Source organism: Mesorhizobium argentiipisi (SeqCode) (genome assembly GCF_037179585.1).
In the GTDB taxonomy this organism is placed as follows: Bacteria; Pseudomonadota; Alphaproteobacteria; order Rhizobiales; family Rhizobiaceae; genus Mesorhizobium; species Mesorhizobium argentiipisi.
Window position 1 is genome coordinate 39,599 of record NZ_JAPYKO010000014.1, and the last position, 16,441, is coordinate 56,039.

General features: G+C 64.4%; 19 protein-coding genes and 1 tRNA gene. 12 read left to right on the top strand and 8 right to left on the bottom strand.

The window, feature by feature from the left end; all coding sequences use genetic code 11:
• Window positions 1–25: 25 nt before the first annotated feature.
• Window positions 26–1,183 (top strand): YncE family protein, encoded by a 1,158-nt coding sequence (locus O7A05_RS19575; protein ID WP_337094634.1) that lies wholly within the window; start codon window positions 26–28, stop codon window positions 1,181–1,183.
• A 128-nt stretch (window positions 1,184–1,311) separates the two neighbouring features.
• Here O7A05_RS19575 and O7A05_RS19580 read toward each other — a convergent pair.
• Window positions 1,312–1,396, bottom strand: a tRNA-Leu gene (locus tag O7A05_RS19580).
• Between the two features lie 335 nt (window positions 1,397–1,731).
• Here O7A05_RS19580 and O7A05_RS19585 point away from each other — a divergent pair.
• Both O7A05_RS19585 and O7A05_RS19590 read left to right on the top strand, forming a co-directional pair.
• Complete coding sequence (locus O7A05_RS19585; protein WP_337094635.1) at window positions 1,732–2,322, top strand: YqaA family protein; 591 nt, start codon at window positions 1,732–1,734, stop codon at window positions 2,320–2,322.
• A 23-nt stretch (window positions 2,323–2,345) separates the two neighbouring features.
• Window positions 2,346–2,864, top strand: a complete 519-nt coding sequence (locus O7A05_RS19590) for a disulfide bond formation protein B (RefSeq protein ID WP_337094636.1) — start codon at window positions 2,346–2,348, stop codon at window positions 2,862–2,864.
• A gap of 164 nt (window positions 2,865–3,028) precedes the next feature.
• Here the strand turns inward: O7A05_RS19590 and O7A05_RS19595 are convergent, their stop codons facing one another.
• Window positions 3,029–3,586 (bottom strand): HNH endonuclease, encoded by a 558-nt coding sequence (locus O7A05_RS19595; protein ID WP_027167440.1) that lies wholly within the window; start codon window positions 3,584–3,586, stop codon window positions 3,029–3,031.
• 111 nt (window positions 3,587–3,697) lie between these two features.
• The gene (locus O7A05_RS19600) at window positions 3,698–4,357 is read right to left on the bottom strand and encodes a DNA-3-methyladenine glycosylase family protein (protein WP_337094637.1); all 660 of its coding nucleotides are present in this window, start codon (window positions 4,355–4,357) and stop codon (window positions 3,698–3,700) included.
• A gap of 91 nt (window positions 4,358–4,448) precedes the next feature.
• Here O7A05_RS19600 and gluQRS point away from each other — a divergent pair, with 91 nt between their 5' ends.
• A complete protein-coding gene (gene gluQRS / locus O7A05_RS19605; protein ID WP_337094638.1) occupies window positions 4,449–5,318 on the top strand; it encodes a tRNA glutamyl-Q(34) synthetase GluQRS in 870 nt (289 codons plus the stop codon).
• 4 nt (window positions 5,319–5,322) lie between these two features.
• On the opposite strand, the gene O7A05_RS19610 is transcribed toward gluQRS, so the two are convergent.
• The gene (locus O7A05_RS19610) at window positions 5,323–5,787 is read right to left on the bottom strand and encodes a hypothetical protein (RefSeq protein ID WP_337094639.1); all 465 of its coding nucleotides are present in this window, start codon (window positions 5,785–5,787) and stop codon (window positions 5,323–5,325) included.
• Here O7A05_RS19610 and O7A05_RS19615 point away from each other — a divergent pair.
• Window positions 5,765–6,661, top strand: a complete 897-nt coding sequence (locus tag O7A05_RS19615) for a DMT family transporter (RefSeq protein ID WP_337094640.1) — start codon at window positions 5,765–5,767, stop codon at window positions 6,659–6,661. The two genes, O7A05_RS19610 and O7A05_RS19615, sit on opposite strands and share 23 nt — an antisense overlap.
• On the opposite strand, the gene O7A05_RS19620 is transcribed toward O7A05_RS19615, so the two are convergent.
• Window positions 6,631–7,482, bottom strand: a complete 852-nt coding sequence (locus O7A05_RS19620) for a YihY/virulence factor BrkB family protein (protein ID WP_095767497.1) — start codon at window positions 7,480–7,482, stop codon at window positions 6,631–6,633. The two genes, O7A05_RS19615 and O7A05_RS19620, sit on opposite strands and share 31 nt — an antisense overlap.
• A 58-nt stretch (window positions 7,483–7,540) precedes the next feature.
• Between O7A05_RS19620 and O7A05_RS19625 the strand changes: the two genes are divergently transcribed.
• From O7A05_RS19625 to O7A05_RS19655, 7 genes are all read left to right on the top strand, one after another.
• Window positions 7,541–8,407 (top strand): SDR family oxidoreductase, encoded by an 867-nt coding sequence (locus O7A05_RS19625; protein WP_337094641.1) that lies wholly within the window; start codon window positions 7,541–7,543, stop codon window positions 8,405–8,407.
• A gap of 26 nt (window positions 8,408–8,433) precedes the next feature.
• A complete protein-coding gene (locus tag O7A05_RS19630) occupies window positions 8,434–8,625 on the top strand; it encodes a twin transmembrane helix small protein (protein ID WP_040998521.1) in 192 nt (63 codons plus the stop codon).
• A gap of 19 nt (window positions 8,626–8,644) precedes the next feature.
• The gene (locus tag O7A05_RS19635) at window positions 8,645–9,226 is read left to right on the top strand and encodes a cob(I)yrinic acid a,c-diamide adenosyltransferase (RefSeq protein ID WP_337094642.1); all 582 of its coding nucleotides are present in this window, start codon (window positions 8,645–8,647) and stop codon (window positions 9,224–9,226) included.
• A gap of 22 nt (window positions 9,227–9,248) precedes the next feature.
• Entirely contained in the window at window positions 9,249–10,052 is an 804-nt protein-coding gene (locus O7A05_RS19640; protein ID WP_337094643.1) for a rhomboid family intramembrane serine protease, read from the top strand.
• A gap of 162 nt (window positions 10,053–10,214) precedes the next feature.
• Complete coding sequence (locus tag O7A05_RS19645) at window positions 10,215–10,964, top strand: electron transfer flavoprotein subunit beta/FixA family protein (protein WP_337094644.1); 750 nt, start codon at window positions 10,215–10,217, stop codon at window positions 10,962–10,964.
• 24 nt (window positions 10,965–10,988) lie between these two features.
• Window positions 10,989–11,918 (top strand): electron transfer flavoprotein subunit alpha/FixB family protein, encoded by a 930-nt coding sequence (locus tag O7A05_RS19650; protein WP_337094645.1) that lies wholly within the window; start codon window positions 10,989–10,991, stop codon window positions 11,916–11,918.
• Between the two features lie 198 nt (window positions 11,919–12,116).
• Window positions 12,117–12,995: a 3-hydroxybutyryl-CoA dehydrogenase gene (locus O7A05_RS19655; protein WP_126081053.1), complete on the top strand. Its 879-nt coding sequence runs from the start codon at window positions 12,117–12,119 to the stop codon at window positions 12,993–12,995.
• A gap of 30 nt (window positions 12,996–13,025) precedes the next feature.
• On the opposite strand, the gene O7A05_RS19660 is transcribed toward O7A05_RS19655, so the two are convergent.
• The 3 genes from O7A05_RS19660 to O7A05_RS19670 all read right to left on the bottom strand — a co-directional run bounded on the left by O7A05_RS19660 (window position 13,026) and on the right by O7A05_RS19670 (window position 16,323).
• Window positions 13,026–14,984: a PAS domain S-box protein gene (locus tag O7A05_RS19660; RefSeq protein ID WP_337094646.1), complete on the bottom strand. Its 1,959-nt coding sequence runs from the start codon at window positions 14,982–14,984 to the stop codon at window positions 13,026–13,028.
• Window positions 14,985–15,145: 161 nt separating this feature from the next.
• Window positions 15,146–15,784: an NrsF family protein gene (locus tag O7A05_RS19665; RefSeq protein ID WP_337094647.1), complete on the bottom strand. Its 639-nt coding sequence runs from the start codon at window positions 15,782–15,784 to the stop codon at window positions 15,146–15,148.
• Entirely contained in the window at window positions 15,781–16,323 is a 543-nt protein-coding gene (locus O7A05_RS19670; protein WP_337094758.1) for a sigma-70 family RNA polymerase sigma factor, read from the bottom strand. Before O7A05_RS19670 ends, O7A05_RS19665 begins: the two co-directional genes overlap by 4 nt.
• Window positions 16,324–16,441: the final 118 nt, after the last annotated feature.

Consider the following 16,441-nt stretch of genomic DNA (forward strand, 5'->3'; position numbering starts at 1 on the left):
CCGCCTTCACCACAAAGCACTTCAAATGATCGATACCGTCCTGCGCTTCGCCCGCCTTTGTGCGCCGCTTGTCCTACTCGCCGCGTTTCCGGCTCGAGCCGTGGCCGATACCTGCCCGGAGGATTGCAGCGATCCGCCCGCGCCCGTCAACATCTACAGCCAGACCACGGCCGGCCATCTGAGCCCCGCCACGGCCGGCGCGCTGCCGCGCGTCTATGTGCCGAACCGTTCCTCCAACAGCGTCTCGGTGATCGACACCGTCACCTTGAAGGAGGTCGCGCGCTTCCCGGTCGGCAGCAAGCCGCAGCATGTCGTTCCGTCCTGGGACCTCAAGACGCTGTGGGTCGCCAACAACGGCACCGGCAGGAACGGCAGCCTGACGCCGATCGACCCGATGACGGCCAAGCCCGGCCAGCAGATCCCGGTCGACGACCCCTATAATCTGTATTTCATGCCGGACGGCAGCGCCGCCATCGTGGTTGACGAAGCGATGAAGCAGCTCGATTTCCGCGACCCGCACACCATGGCGTTGAAATCGAGCCTGCCGACGCCGACTTGCCCCGGCATCAACCACGCCGACTTCTCTGCCGACGGCTCCTATGCGATCTTCACCTGCGAATACGGCGACGGCGGCCTGGCCAAGATCGACCTGAAGAACCAGAAGCTGCTCGGCCACCTCGACCTCGCCAGGATGGGCATGCCGCAGGATATCCGCCTCTCGCCCGACGGCAAGGTCTTCTACGTGGCCGACATGATGAACGACGGCGTGTTCCTGGTCGACGGCGACAGTTTTCGGGAAATCGGCTTCATCCCGACCGGCATCGGCACGCATGGCTTCGTCGTCAGCCGCGACGGCAAGCGGCTCTACGTCTCGAACCGAGGCTCGCACACGATGGAGCAGGGCAAGGCCAGGGGTCCCGGCAGCGTCACGGTGATCGACTTCGCCACCCGCGCGGTGGTCGCGCAATGGCCGATCCCCGGCGGCGGCAGCCCCGACATGGGCAATGTCAGCGCCGACGGCAGGCAGCTATGGCTCTCCGGCCGCTTCGACAGCGAAGTCTATATGATCGACACGATGAGCGGCGCGGTGACGAAAATCCGCGTCGGCGCCGAGCCGCATGGCCTCACCGTGTGGCCCCAGCCAGGGCGCTACTCGCAAGGGCATACAGGGAATATGCGGTAGGGCATTCGGATGGCCTGCCACCCGAAGCTCGTTGGGGGCATGACGCCACCCCAAGCTCGTAAAGGACGGCCTGCCATCCGAAGCTCGTAAAGGATGGCCCTGCCATCCGAAGCTCGCAGAGCGAAGGATGGTGCCCCTAGCCGGGATCGAACCAGCACTCCTTGCGGAACTCGATTTTGAGTCGAGCGCGTCTACCAATTCCGCCATAGGGGCTCAGGCCGGGCGGCCTGGATGGGGGCGGACTATACGGTTGGACGGCCTTTCGTCAACTGGCCTGTTGCGGATTTGCCGGCGCCGCTTCGGCCAAACAGCATCCAGCGGTCTTGTGAGGACCGCCGCCATTGTGCGCCGCGAGAAATCTTTCTAGAGAGGCGAATGTTTAAGGTGCCCGGTCGATAATGGCGGCTGCGGCGCTTTGGGTCCTTGTTTCATGCATGCCGGTGGCCGAAAACCGCTGCGCCGTTGGGGTGACATGCATTAGATGATTCCAGGGGAAAAGTGCGCAGCGGTTTTCCGTTCGGAATTGCGTCAACGCATCAGGAGAGCCGATGCTTCGCGGACTTTACGACTGGACCCTGTCGCTGGCGGCGAGGAAATCGGCCGAATGGTGGCTGGCTTTCATCGCCTTCGTCGAAAGCTCGGTCTTCCTGGTGCCGGCCGACGTGCTCTTCCTGCCGATGGCGCTGTCCAAACCCGAGCGCGCCTATCGCTACGCGCTGATCGCCACGGTCGCCTCCGTGCTGGGCGGCGTCGCCGGCTGGTTCATCGGCCACTATGCCTACGAGGCGGTCGCCAAGCCGGTGCTCGAATTCTACGGCAAATACGACGAGTTCGAGCAGTTGCGCACCTCGTCCGGCGTCGGCTTCATCATCCTGATGCTGGTCACCTCGGGTGCGGCCCATCTGCCGCCGATCAAGGTGGTGACGATCCTGTCCGGCGTCATCGGCGTCAATCTCCTGCTCTTCATCGGGCTCGCGATCGTGGCGCGCGGCGGGCGTTTCCTGCTGCTTGCCTGGCTGCTTCGCCGCTATGGCGAATCGATCAGGGAGTTCATCGAAAAGCGCTTGGGATTGATTGTCGGCGCCGGCGCCGCTGCCCTGATTTTGCTCTATATCCTCGTCAGATACGCCCACGGATAGCGACGCAGCAACGGACCCGATAGATGACCGCGACCATGAATGCCGACACCGGACGCCAGCGCACGCGCGCGGCGCTCTTTCTCGCCGTCGCCATGGCCGCGACCGTCGGCTCTGCGCTCGCCTTCCAATATATCGGGGGCTACATCCCCTGCCATCTCTGCCTCGAGCAGCGCACGCCCTACTATATCGGCGCGCCGCTGATGCTGCTGGCGGCGATCGCCTCGATGCTGCGCGCGCCGGCCTGGGTGACGCGCGGGCTGCTCGCGATCGGCGGCCTGTTGATGCTCTACGGCCTCTATCTCGGCGTCTACCATTCGGGCGTCGAATGGGCATGGTGGCAAGGTCCGGCTGACTGCACCGCCGGCGCCGGTCCGGTCGACACCGGCGGCAAGGGCGTGCTCGACGCGCTCGACAAATTCGTGCCACCCTCCTGCGACAAGGCGGCGCTTCGCATCCTCGGCCTGTCGCTCGCCGGCTGGAACGCCATCGCCAGCCTCATCCTCGCCGCCGTCGCCTTCCGCAGCGCGCTCGCGCGCGATTAAGCCAATTGATCGAGAAATGCGACGCAGAGTTCGATCAAAAATTCGGCAGGCTGAGTCGGATGGCGCGGCTTTCGAGAACCGGAGCGGAGCGTACTTAAGTACGTGAGCACCGGAAGCGCAGAAAGCTGCGGCAGGCCACCAGCATGGCGAATTTGTGCCGAACTCTAAGGCTCGAGTTCGACATCCCAGTACAGATAATCCATCCAGCTTTCATGCAGATGGTTGGGCGGGAACAAGCGGCCGTTGTTGTGCAGGTCGTGCACCGTCGGCTGATAGGGCTTCTGCAGCGGCCACATCTTGGCCTGCGCCGGCATCATGCCGCCCTTGCGAAGGTTGCAGGGCGAGCAGGCGGCGACGACATTCTCCCAGGTCGTCGCTCCGCCGCGATGGCGCGGGATGACATGGTCGAACGTCAGATCCTCCGGCGTTCCGCAATACTGGCACTGGAAGCGGTCGCGCAGGAAGACGTTGAAGCGGGTGAAGGCGGGATGCCGCGACGGCTTCACATAGGCTTTCAGGCTGACCACGCTCGGCAGCTTCATCGAGAAGGTCGGCGAAGAGACGGCGTGCTCGTATTCGGCGACGATGTTGACCCGGTCGAGGAAGACTGCCTTGATGGCGTCCTGCCACGACCAGAGCGACAGGGGGTAATAGCTGAGCGGGCGGTAGTCCGCATTCAGCACCAGCGCGGGAAGCCCATCCGGAGATACGGCAACCGTCACGTCCTTCGCCTCCTTGCTTCTAGAACCGAACGGCGCGGATACTGTAAGCCCGACATGACAGGGATGTGAAGCGGATTGTCGTGCGTCGAAATCGCCAAAACCGCATGATTTTCAGGCTTTTTTGGTCATTTCGGCGGAGGGCGCCGCGTCCCTGCCCTTCAGTTCCCGGTAGTAGGCCCAGAAAAGCCGCGACGCGACCCCCCGCCACGGGCTCCATGATTCGGCCAGCCGGATAAGCATTTTTTCCGGCGGACGCGGCTCGATGCCGAGCGCATGGCCGACCGCCGTCTGCAGCGCGACGTCGCGCGCGGGAAACACATCCGGGTGGCCGGCTGCAAACAAAAGGTAGCATTCGGCCGTCCATGGGCCGATGCCAGGCACGGCCGTCATCGCGGCAATCGCGTCGCCGGCGTCCAGCGTGCACAGGTGATCGAGATCGAGCCCGCCGGCCACCGCCTCGGCGACGGCGAGCAGCCCGTGCTGTTTCGGCCGCGACAGCCCGGCCTCGCGAAATACGTCTTCGCGCGCGGCAAGGATTGCTTGCGGCGTCAGCGGGTCGACGAGCTTCACCAGTCGCCCGAAGATGGCGTCGGCGCTCGCGCGGGAAACTTGCTGTGAAACGATAATGGAAGCGAGGCTTTGGAAGCCAGGTTCCGACAGCCGGAGCGGTACTTCGCCCGCCCGGCCGCGCACGGTCGCCAGCCGCGGATCGATCCGGCAGAGCGCGTCGAGCCCTGTCGCAATGTCGTCGAGCGAGGCGATGCGTTGCACGTTGCTTGTTCCCAGGGCGCCCGCGAAATGGCAATTGATGGCTAACTAGCAACCGGCGGAAGCGCCTTTCAACCCGAATACCGCCCGAGATATGACACTCCTGACATTCCGCTTCGCGCCGAGCCCCAATGGCGAATTGCATCTCGGCCATGCCTATTCGGCTCTGCTCAACCAGCGCATGGCGGCGCAGGCCGGCGGGCGCCTGGTGCTGCGCATCGAGGATATCGATATCCTGCGCTGCACGCCCGAATTCGAGGCCGGCATTTTTCGCGATCTCGAATGGCTGGGGTTGCGTTGGGAACTGCCGGTGCGTCGCCAGTCCGAGCATTTCGCCGAATACCGCGACGTGCTCGAGCGGCTGATCGCAGAGGAACTCATCTATCCCGCTTTCATGAGCCGGGGCGAGATCCGCGCCTTCATCGCCGAGAGAGGCAGCCGCGACTGGCCTCGCGATCCGGACGGCGTGCCGCTCTACCCGCCACTCGACAAGGCCCTGTCGGCCAGGGAGCGCAGGCGGCGGATCGCGGAGAACATGCCCTTCGCCTGGCGGCTCGATGTCGAGGCGGCCATGGCGCGCGTCACCGCCGGCCTGTCATGGGTGGAGTTCACCGACGAGACGATGTCCGCGACGCGAGCGATCGAAGCACAACCGCAAGCCTGGGGCGACGTCATCGTCGCCCGCCGCGACATCCCGACCAGCTACCATCTCGCCGTGGTCCTCGACGACGCTCTGCAGGGTGTCAGCCACGTCGTGCGGGGCCAGGATATTTATTCGGCGACAAGCGTGCAGCGCCTGCTGCAGCAACTTCTCGGCCTTCCGCAGCCACGCTATTTCCACCACCGCCTGATCCTCGGTCCGGACGGCAGGAAACTGTCCAAGAGCTTCAAGGACACCGGCCTTGCCTCCCTCCGGGCGGCGGGCATGTCGCCGCAGGATGTCAGAAGATTGATCGGCTTTTAGCTGGCTAGAGGCGCGCCATCCCGGCCTTGATCAGCGCCAGCGCGCTTATGAAGACAAAGGCGCCGCCGAGCCCGCAGGCAACCGCCAGCTTGAGATCGCTCAGGCTGATGCCTTGTTGGTTGGCGACCGCCACCGCGACGAAAAAGCCGAAGATGAACAGCAGCGTGTTGCCGGTCGGGCCGAAGCCGCTCTCCCTCATGATCACGTCGAGCGCAGTGCCGAAGAAGAAGCCGAAGCCGGCGATGATCGCGAAGGCAAACAACAGCCAGGCCGTGTCCAGATGCAAAAACATGCCCCACCATGGCGCGGCGATGCGCCATGCCCCTGTTGGCACGGTTTGTTGAATTCGACTTAGCTTATGGATCAACCGTTTCGTTTTGCTTGCGGGATTGATCGGCATTAGAGCAATTGCCGTCATCAACCGTTCATCCCGGCAGCTTCCCCCCATGCAGAGCATCAAGCGGTTCATTCCCGCCTCCTTCGTCGTTCTGTGGGCGACCGGCTTCATCGGCGCGCGCTACGCCATGCCCTGGGCGGAACCCTTCACCTTCCTTGCCATCCGCTTCGTGATCGCGGCGATCCTGTTTGCCGGCCTCTCCATCCTGCTCCGCTCGCGCAAGGCAACGCGCGATGAGGCGCTGCACGCGACGGCGGCCGGCGTCCTCATGCACGGCGTCTATCTCGGCGCCGTCTTCTGGGCGATCCACAGGGGCATGCCGGCGGGCCTTTCGGCGCTGATCGTAGGCCTGCAGCCGCTGATCACCGCCGTGCTCGCTGGAAAATTCCTGGGCGAAGCGATCCTGCCGCGCCATTGGGCAGGCCTTGCCGTCGGCCTGCTCGGCGTCGTCATCGTGCTCTGGCCGAAGCTCGGCATGCTGCACGGCGGCGTCACGCCGGCGACGCTGACCGCCTCACTCGTCTCGGTGCTCGGCATGAGCGCCGGCACCATCTGGCAGAAGCGCTATGCCTCCGGCGGCGATCTGGTGTCGGCGACGATGTGGCAATATGTCGGCGGCTCCGTCGTGATGATCCTGGGCTCGCTCGCCTTCGAGACTCGCGCCGTCACCGTCAATGGCGAGCTGATCTTCGCCCTGGCCTGGCTGGTGCTGGTGCTCTCGGTCGGCGCCATATTCCTGTTGATGGTGATGATCAGGGACGGCGAGATGTCGAAGGTTGCCTCGCTGTTCTACCTGGTGCCGGCCGTAACCGCAGTCATCGCCTGGGTGCTTTTCAATGAGCAGCTCAACCTGCTGCAGATCGCCGGCATGGCGATCGCCACCCTTGGCGTCGCCTTGGCGACGGCGCGGCAGGCTCAGCCGACGCGGGCGCGCGCTTCAAGATAGCGGCTGATCGCGGCGTTGAGTTCGCCGCCCAGGATGAAGATCGCCGAGATGATGTAGAGGAAGACGACCGCGATCATGATCGAGGCGAGCCCGGCATAGGTCGTCACATAGGACGAGAAATGGTCGAGATAGGTGGCAAAGATCGTCGACCCCACCAGCCAGGCGACCAGCGTGAAGACGATGCCGGGTATGATCGAGACGAAGCGGCGCTTGCCGGCAGGCAGCCAGATATGCACGGAGAACAGCCCGATGACGATGACCGTCGAGGCGATCACGTAACGCCAGATGGTGATCGTGCCCATATACGGCTTGATCCACTCCAGATGCGCCTCCGCCAGCCGTGCGAGCAGCGGCGCGAACACCAAAAGCACGCTGATGGCGAGAAAGCAGGCGGTGGCGATCAAGACGAAGATGATGCTTTGCACCCGGCGGTGGATGATGCCGCGCGTCTCGGTAACTCGATAGGCGCGGTTGAGCGAAGTGCGCAGGGCTTCGATGCCGTTGGAAGCGAAATAGGCCGCAAGCAGCACGCCATAGGTCAGAAGGTCGGTGCGGCGCACCGTGAGCACGTTCAGCACCTCATGCGCGATCGGCTTGGCGATCTGCTCCGGCCATGTGTCGAAGACCAGATGCACGGCCGTGTCGGCGAAGGCGCGCGCGCCGAGGAAGCTGGCAAGCGTGGTGGCGAAGATCAGGAACGGAAACAGCGCCATCAGCGAGGTGATCGCCAGATGGCTGGCCATCGCCCAGCCGTCATCGGTGTTGAAGTGGCCTATCGCATCGTAGAGCACGCGCTTGAGGGCGACGATATTCCGCAGCAAGGGCCCGCGCTCCGCTCGATTGTGTCAACGCCGCGAATATGGGAAGTGATTGCGGCAAATGGCAACCCCAGGTCCCACAATGCGCCCCGCCGCCGAAGAGTTGCGCACCGTCATCGTCACCGGCGCCTCCTCCGGCATCGGCGCCTATTGCGCGCGGGCGTTGAAAGCGGAAGGCTGGCGGGTCTTCGCCACGGCGCGCAAGCCGGCCGACATCGCAGCCCTCGAGGCCGACGGCCTGGAGGCTTTTTACCTCGACTACTGTGAGCCCGAATCCATCGCGGTATTGGTCGATGCGGTGCTGGAGCGCACCGGCGGCACGCTTGACGCGCTCTTCAACAACGGCGCCTACGCCCAGCCCGGCGCCGTAGAGGACCTGTCGGTCGCAGCGCTTCGCGAGCAGTTCGAGGCCAATTTCTTCGGCTGGCACGACCTCACCCGGCGTATCGTTCCGGTCATGCGCCGCCAGGGGCATGGCCGGCTCGTACACTGCTCCTCGATTCTCGGGCTGGCGCCGGTCCGCTTCAGAGGCGCCTATTCGGCCTCCAAGCACGCCATCGAAGGCCTGATGCTCTGCATGCGCCAGGAACTCGAAGGCAGCGGCATCCACCTATCCCTGATCGAACCGGGACCGGTGACGTCGAAGATTGCCAGCAACGGCCTCACCTGGTTCCTAAAAAACATCGACATCGAAAATTCCGTCCACCGCGCCGATTATCAGGCGCAGCTTGCGCGGCTTCAGGCCGGCGGCAGCGTGTCGAAGCTGAAGCCCGGACCCGAGGTCGTCTACAAGGCGCTCCGCCACGCGCTTCTGTCACAGCGCCCGCGCCCGCATTATGTGGTAACACTGCCGGCCCGGATCGGCGCGGCGCTGAAACGCATCCTGCCGGCATCCCTGCTCTATCGCGTGCTCGCCAGGCGCGCCTGACCCGAACCTGAACCGGAGCCAGCCAGATGCTCATCGTCTTCAAGATCCTCGCCATCGTCGCGATGGCCGCAGTGGTGATCGTTCTGGTTCGCGGCCTGATTAACATGATGCGCGGCGGCTCCGGCATTACCTCGAACAAGCTGATGCAGGCGCGCATCATGCTGCAGGCCGTGGCCTTGGCGCTGCTGTTGCTGGTGGTCTATTTCACACGCAAATAGAGATTTTAGAGAGGACGGCGTGGTCAAGCTCAACAAGATCTACACCCGCACCGGCGACGACGGCACGACGGGGCTTGGCACCGGTGAGCGACGGCTGAAATCCGACCTGCGCGTCGACGCCTACGGCACTATCGACGAGGCCAATGCCTGCATCGGCATGGCCCGCATCCATACCGCCGCCGAACATCCCGCGATCGACGCCATGCTGTCGCGCATCCAGAACGATCTGTTCGATCTGGGCGCCGACCTTGCCGTGCCGGACGACGGCAAGCCCCTGGAATACGAGCCGCTGCGCATCGTTGCCGCCCAGACCGACCGCATCGAACGGGATATCGACGCGCTCAACAAGGAGCTGCAGCCGCTGAAATCCTTCGTGCTGAACGGCGGCACGCCGGCCGCAGCCGCGCTCCATCTTTCCCGCACCGTGGCGCGCCGCGCCGAGCGCTTGATGGTGGCGCTGGCGCAGGATCCGGCCGAGCATGTCAATCGCGAGGCGCTCAAATACATCAACCGCGTCTCGGATTTCCTGTTCGTCGCCGCCCGTGCGGTCAATGACAATGGAAAGGCCGACGTGCTATGGGTTCCCGGTAAGAACCGCTGAATCCGCAGGCGGGAGGGGTCCGATGTTCATCCCGCTCTACGACACCAACAGGCTGCGCCATGTCCGGCTGCAATATGTCACCATCGGCCTGATCGTGGCGAATGTGCTGATCTATCTGGCGACCACGCTTGGCGGTGAGAACTTCACCAATGCCGCGGTTCTCGGCCTTGGCTTCATTCCGTCGGTGGTTCACGACAAGGTCGAGCTGTCGCCCGAATTCGTCGTCATCCCCGAGAGCCTCAGCTACCTCACCTACTCGTTCCTGCATGCCGACATCTTCCATCTCGGCGGCAACATGCTGTTCCTTTGGGTGTTCGGCGACAATGTCGAGGATGCGCTCGGCCACATACGCTATCTGATCTTCTACTTGGCCTGCGCCGTCGCTGGTGCCTTCTTCCAGGGGTTAGTGGCCTGGGATTCGCAGGTGCCGCTGATCGGCGCCTCGGGGGCGATTGCCGGCGTCGTCGCCGCCTATCTGATCCTCTATCCCCGGGTGAAGGTCTGGGTGCTGGCCTTTGCCCGCATCCCGTTGCGCATCCCGGCGTTCATTCCGCTGATCCTGTGGATCCTGTTCCAGATCGTGATGTTTGCCGCGGCCGGCGAGGACCAGATCTCCTGGGCCTGCCATATCGGCGGCATCATCGCCGGATCGATCCTGGTGCTGGTGCTGCGCAGCCGGGGCGTGCCGCTGCTGGCCGGCGCCGACGGCGAGCCGGATCCGACGCCCAACATCCAGCAGCCGCCTATCCCCGTCGAGCCGGCCCCCAGCGATCCGGCGCAGCCGGCCTCGCAATGGGGCCGTGGAGCAGCGACGCCCCGGGATTGAACCGATTTGGGTGCGTCGTGGGATATTGACGCGCCGATTTGTCGCCACTACGGAAACGGCACAATTGGACGGATATTCCGTCCGAGATGTCGGCTTTCGACAACTCTGACAGGGCGCACGCTGCTATAGCGCCCCGACTATCTCAGGAGAGGTGACAGGAAAATGAAGATCCTTGTGCCCGTGAAGCGGGTTGTGGATGCCAACGTCAAGGTCCGGGTGAAAGCCGACGGACTGGGCGTCGAGCTTGCCAACGTCAAGATGGCGATGAACCCGTTCGACGAGATCGCGGTCGAGGAAGCGATCCGCATCAAGGAAGCCGGCAAGGCGGAAGAAATCATCGTCGTCTCGATCGGCCCGCAGCAGGCGCAGGAGACGCTGCGCACCGCGCTCGCCATGGGCGCCGACCGCGCAATCCTGGTCAAGACCGACGAGCAGACCGAGCCGCTGGGTGTGGCCAAGGTGCTGAAGGGCGTGGTCGAGGCCGAGAAGCCCGGCCTCGTCATCCTCGGTAAGCAGGCGATCGACGACGATAGCAATCAGACCGGCCAGATGCTGGCGGCGTTGCTTGGCTGGGCTCAAGGGACCTTCGCCTCAAAAATTGAGCTCGCCGGTGACAAGGCCAAGGTGACGCGCGAAGTCGACGGCGGCCTGCAGACGGTGGAGCTGAAGATGCCGGCGATCGTCACCGCCGACCTTCGCCTCAACCAGCCGCGCTATGCCTCGCTGCCCAACATCATGAAGGCCAAGAAGAAGCCGCTCGACGAGAAGAGCCCGGCCGACTACGGCGCCGACGTCAAGCCGCGCCTCAAGGTGATCAAGACCGAGGAGCCGGGCGGCCGCAAGGCCGGCGTCAAGGTGAAGTCGGTGGCCGAACTGGTCGAGAAGCTCAAGAACGAAGCCGGCGTGCTTTAAAGCGATCGGGAAAGGATAAAGAAAATGGCAATTCTCCTCATCGCCGAACATGACAATGCAAGCCTTTCCGACCAGACCGCCAAGGCGCTCTCGGCGGCCCTCCAGATCGGCTCGGATGTCGACGTGCTGGTGGCCGGCAAGGGCGCCAAGGGCGCGGCTGATGCCGCCGCCAAGCTGAAAGGCGTCCGCAAGGTGCTGCTCGCCGAGGCCGACGAGCTTGCCGAGCGCCTCGCCGAGCCGACGGCGGCGCTGGTCGTCTCGCTCGCCGGCTCCTATGACGCGATCGTCGCGCCGGCCACTTCGTCGGGCAAGAATGTCGCCCCGCGCGTGGCGGCACTCCTCGACGTCGCCCAGGTTTCCGAGATCATCGAGGTCGTCTCGCCGGATACCTTCAAGCGGCCGATCTATGCCGGCAACGCCATCCAGACCGTGCAGTCGACCGACGCCAAGAAGGTCATCACCGTACGAACCGCATCCTTCTCGGCAGCGCCGGAAGGTGGTTCCGCCTCGGTCGAGACGGTCGGCGCCGCCGCCAACCCCGGCCTGTCGTCTTTCGTCGAGAACAAGCTTTCCGAGAACGACCGTCCGGAGCTGACCTCGGCCAAGATCATCATCTCGGGCGGCCGCGCGCTCGGCTCCTCGGAGAAGTTCCAGGAGGTCATCCTGCCGGTTGCCGACAAGCTCGGCGCTGCGGTCGGCGCCTCGCGCGCCGCGGTCGACGCTGGCTACGCGCCGAACGACTGGCAGGTCGGCCAGACCGGCAAGGTGGTCGCGCCCGATCTCTACATCGCCGTCGGCATCTCCGGCGCCATTCAGCACCTTGCCGGCATGAAGGACTCGAAGGTGATCGTCGCCATCAACAAGGACGAGGAAGCGCCGATCTTCCAGGTCGCCGATTACGGCCTGGTCGGCGATCTCTTCGTCATCCTGCCGGAGCTGCAAAAGGTGCTTTGACGCCGCCGGTTCTGGCATATTAAAATCCAAAGGGTGGGGTAGACGAAGTCGCCCCGCCCTTTTAGTTTGCACTGCACAAAAAGCAGGCCGCCAAGGTCTGAGCCATTCCGGCGGTTTGCGTCCGGGATTGCGAGAAACAAACACACAGGCGCGTTCCTGCTTCAAGGAAGCGGAACTGCTCCGGACGGGATCGGGGTCATGAGCAAGATCGAGACGATCGGCATTGTCGGCGCGGGTCAGATGGGTGGCGGTATCGCCCATGTCTCGGCGCTGGGCGGCTACAAGGTCCTGATCCACGACATATCGGCTGACCGGATCGAGAAGGGCATCGCCACGATAAGCGGCAACATGGCCCGCCAGGTCGGCTCCGGCAAGCTCGAGGAGAAGGCGCGCAACGAAGCGATGGCGCGCATCTCCGCCGCCCCGGCCATGGCCGACCTCGCCGCCGCCGATCTGGTGATCGAAGCGGCGACCGAGGATGAAACGGTCAAGCGCAAGATCTACGCGCAGCTCTGCCCGCAGCTCAATCCGGAAGCGATTCTGGCGACCAACACCTCGTCGATCTCGATCACCCGGCTTGCCGCCCAGACCGACCGTCCGGAGCGCTTCATCGGCATCCACTTCATGAACCCGGTGCCGGTGATGAAGCTGGTCGAGCTGGTGCGCGGCATCGCCACCGAGGACCAGACCTTCGAGGCCGCCAAGACCTATGTGAAGCACCTCGACAAGACCATCACCGTCTCGGAGGATTTCCCGGCTTTCATCGTCAACCGCATTCTTTTGCCGATGATCAACGAGGCGATCTACACGCTCTACGAAGGCGTCGGCACGGTCGACGCCATCGACACCGCCATGCGGCTCGGCGCCAACCACCCGATGGGACCGCTCCAGCTCGCCGACTTCATCGGCCTCGACACCTGCCTGTCGATCATGCAGGTGCTGCATGAGGGCCTGTCGGACTCCAAATACCGCCCGTGCCCGCTGCTGGTGAAATATGTCGAAGCCGGCTGGCTCGGCCGCAAGACCGGTCGCGGCTTCTACGATTATCGCGGCGACCATCCGGTGCCGACGCGCTGATCTTCTGCGGCTGAACCCTTTCGACGCGGCTCAGGAAGCCGCGGCAAGCGGCAGTGGCGCCAAATCTTTCGAAGCTTCGTCGGGCGCGGCGGAAACGCAGCCGCGGCCTGCCGCCTTGGCGGCATAACAGGCGGCGTCGGCGCGGGCGATGATCTCGTCCACCTCGCCACAGCCGGCGCGGATCGGCGCAAGCCCGATGCTGGCGCCGATCGAATGCAGGCGCCCGTCCCAGCTGAAGTTGAGGTTGCGGATGGCATCGATGATCGAGCGCGCCGCGATCGGCCCGCGCTCAGCGGCGCCCGATTTGAGGATAACGGCGAATTCGTCGCCGCCGAGCCGTGCGACAATGTCTTCCGCACCGAGCACGCTGCGCAACGTGTCGGCCACGCGCTTGAGCAGCGCATCGCCCGCGGCATGGCCGCCGGTGTCGTTGACCGCCTTGAAGTGATCGAGATCGACGAACATGAACTGATGCTCGCCGCCATTGATGCGGCACTGATCGACCAGATCTTCCATGGTGCGCATGAAGCTCGAACGGTTGGCGAGCCCGGTCAACGCGTCATGAGCGGCGGCATAGGCCAGCTGGCGTTGCAGGGCGCGCGCGTCGCTGAAATCCTGGAAGACGATGACCAGGCCGCAGAACTCCTCGCGGTCATTCATGATCGGCGACACCACCTGGCGGATGCTGCATCGGGTGTCGTCGCGCCGGACAAGGACAGCGCGCGTGTTGTGGTCGCAGTTCGGGCGTTCGCCCGCCGAAGGACGCGTCAGGCCGATTCTGTGCCCGCTTTCCTCGTCGACCGCCCAATAGACATGGCCGAGCAGCTTTCCCAGCGCCTCGCCGACGTCGACGCCGGTGAGCTTTTCCGCGATCGGGTTCATGAAGGTGATGCGGTTGGCGGCGTCGGTGCAGATCACAGCGTCGCCAATCGAGTGCAGCGTCACTCTGAGGCGCTCCTTCTCGTCGGCCAGCAGCGTCGCCGAAACCATCAGCCGCGCCTCCGCCTCCTTGCGCTCGGTGATATCGGTCAGGCTGCCGATGGCCCGGATCAGTCGGCCCTCGCCGTCGCGCTCGATCGCCTTGCCGCGGTCGAGGATCCAGACCCAGTGCCCGTCCTTGTGCCGCATCCGGAACTCGGCCTCGAAGAAGGCCGTCTCGCCGGCAAGATGCGCGCGATCCGCCTCGGCGACAATTTCGCGGTCGTCGGGGTGGATCATGGTCAGCCAGCGGCCGGGGTCGCCGTCGAGCTCGCCATGGGCGTAGCCCAGCATCTTCACCCAGGTTTCGGAATAGGTGGTGCCGCCCTTGCGCATATCGAGGCTCCAGACGCCCTGTCCGGTGCTGGTGAGCGCGAAGTTCCACCGGGTCTCGGCCTCGGCGATGCGCGCCTCGGCCTGCTTGCGGGCGTCGATGTCCTCGATCTGGGACACGAGATAAAGCGGCTTGCGGGTGTCCTCGTCGCGGATGACCGAGCCGGCGAGCTGCGCCCAGACCGCAGTTCCGTCTTTCCTGAGATAGCGCTTTTCGAAGTGGTAGGAGCTGATCCGGCCTTCCCGCACGTTCAGCATCGTCTCGCGGCCGATCGCAAGATCGTCCGGATGCGTGATCTGCGGGAAGGTCAGTGCTTCGATCTCCGCGCGGCTGTAGCCCAGCATCGCGGCGAAGGCGGGATTGGCCTGCTGGATGCGACCATCGAGGCCGACAATGGCGACGCCGATCGCCGAATCTTCCATGGCCCGGCGGAAGCGCTGCTCGCTCTCGGCGATCTGCCGGCGATCATCGACGATGCGGTGGATGAACAGCGCCGACAAGAACAGCGTCGCGGCCGTGATAGCCACGGAAACCTGCAGGCAGAGCTTCAGCGCATCGGCGCCGAATTCGAGGCGCGGCAGCAGGACCGACGCAGCGGCGGCAACCAACCCGACCGCCAGCAAAGCCTGCGCAGCATGGCCGTCGGCACGGAGCCCTTTCCAGTTCAACCACGCCACGAGGCGATCCCACCCAACACGCACTGCACGTTGCCACAACCCTGGTGGATCGGTTTTAAGGAATGGTTGCACGGACGACAGCGATCGCTCCGCTATCGGCAAACAATTTCCGGCATGATTAAGGGACTGTTTCTAAACTCTACCTAAGGATCGCTATACGGCTACCAGCGCACGAAAAGCCGGCCGCCGACGGCGCCGAGCAGCGTCAGGAAGGCGATTGCGATCGTATACCAGGTGGCGACGAAGAGCGGCGAATCATCGAAGCAATGCGCGGCATAAAAGGTTGCCGCGAGCCCGCCCGCGAGCAGGCCGGCCACCGCGCCCGCCAACACCGGCCGCGTCGGAGCGCCATAGCGCAGCATTCCGAGGAAGATAGCCAGCGGACCAATGCCGATCAGCGGGATGAAGCTCATGCAGATCATCATGTTCGAGCCGATAAGTCGCTTGCCCCAATCGGCCTCGGGCACGACGAAAAGCTCCAGAACCACCGCCAGCACCACCAGAAGCGGCGCGGCGATCATCCAGGCCATCGCCCGCCCGGTCGAAGCACCCGGCACCGACAGCGCGCGGATCAGCGCGAAGGCGCTGGCCGCAAGCACCAGCGTGAATACGAATTTCGACATGAAGCGCATCGTGTGCATGGCCGGCATGATGTCGGGACGCGGCCCGATGGTCGCAAAGAAGACCACCCCCGCGATCACCACGGCCACGCCGACCGCCAGCCACCAGGCCTTGCCGAGCGGCATGGCCTTGTCGCGGGCATCGGCGTCGAGCGCCTTGATGAGATCCTCTGTCCTCATGTCGCTGTTCGTCCAAACCGTCTGGCGATCGCGGCGAGGCCCCGATGCAGCGATACGCGCACCGCCGTCTCGCTGATGCCGAGCTTCGCCGCCGTCTCGCCGATCGACTGCCCGTCGACTGAGATCGACGAGACCACGGAGCGTTGCGCCGGCGGCAGCCCGTCGAGCGCCCGGTTGATGTCGCGCTCGCTCACCGTTTCCGTCTCCGGCTCGGCGAAGGTTTCGGCGATCTCGTCGATCTCGACCTCGATGCGCCGCCCGCGTCGGCGGAACGCGTCGATCAGCTTGAATCGGGCGATCGCATAGATCCAGGGCAGCACCGGCGCGTCAGGCCGCCAGGTGTGGCGTTTGACATGAATGGCCAGCAAGGTTTCCTGCACGATATCCTCGGGATCGACCCCGCCCTGAACGATCTTGCGCCGGATAAAACCGCGAACGAGGGCGGCAATGCGGTGCAGAAAGTCGGCATAAGCCCTTTCATCTCCCGCGATCGCGGCCCTGAGCAGCCGGGAAAGCTCGGCCTCGTCCTTGCCGGTCACAAGAGTTACCCCCAATGTTCGCGTCTCGGCCCTGGTTTGTTACGTGGCCGGCCAAATAATGTCCAAGCCAAACTGCCGCAAAATCACGAAAGTTTGCGGCACAGCGACCGATTGAAGC

Bases quoted from the DNA above. Each gene is read 5' to 3' on its own strand.
- O7A05_RS19625 (WP_337094641.1), top strand. From the start codon at position 7,541: ATGGCAACCCCAGGTCCCACAATGCGCCCCGCCGCCGAAGAGTTGCGC.
- O7A05_RS19615 (WP_337094640.1), top strand. From the start codon at position 5,765: ATGCAGAGCATCAAGCGGTTCATTCCCGCCTCCTTCGTCGTTCTGTGG.
- O7A05_RS19645 (WP_337094644.1), top strand. From the start codon at position 10,215: ATGAAGATCCTTGTGCCCGTGAAGCGGGTTGTGGATGCCAACGTCAAG.
- O7A05_RS19665 (WP_337094647.1), bottom strand. From the start codon at position 15,784: ATGAGGACAGAGGATCTCATCAAGGCGCTCGACGCCGATGCCCGCGAC.
- O7A05_RS19575 (WP_337094634.1), top strand. From the start codon at position 26: ATGATCGATACCGTCCTGCGCTTCGCCCGCCTTTGTGCGCCGCTTGTC.
- O7A05_RS19610 (WP_337094639.1), bottom strand. From the start codon at position 5,787: ATGAACCGCTTGATGCTCTGCATGGGGGGAAGCTGCCGGGATGAACGG.
- O7A05_RS19655 (WP_126081053.1), top strand. From the start codon at position 12,117: ATGAGCAAGATCGAGACGATCGGCATTGTCGGCGCGGGTCAGATGGGT.
- O7A05_RS19585 (WP_337094635.1), top strand. From the start codon at position 1,732: ATGCTTCGCGGACTTTACGACTGGACCCTGTCGCTGGCGGCGAGGAAA.
- O7A05_RS19640 (WP_337094643.1), top strand. From the start codon at position 9,249: ATGTTCATCCCGCTCTACGACACCAACAGGCTGCGCCATGTCCGGCTG.
- gluQRS (WP_337094638.1), top strand. From the start codon at position 4,449: ATGACACTCCTGACATTCCGCTTCGCGCCGAGCCCCAATGGCGAATTG.
- O7A05_RS19630 (WP_040998521.1), top strand. From the start codon at position 8,434: ATGCTCATCGTCTTCAAGATCCTCGCCATCGTCGCGATGGCCGCAGTG.
- O7A05_RS19590 (WP_337094636.1), top strand. From the start codon at position 2,346: ATGACCGCGACCATGAATGCCGACACCGGACGCCAGCGCACGCGCGCG.
- O7A05_RS19650 (WP_337094645.1), top strand. From the start codon at position 10,989: ATGGCAATTCTCCTCATCGCCGAACATGACAATGCAAGCCTTTCCGAC.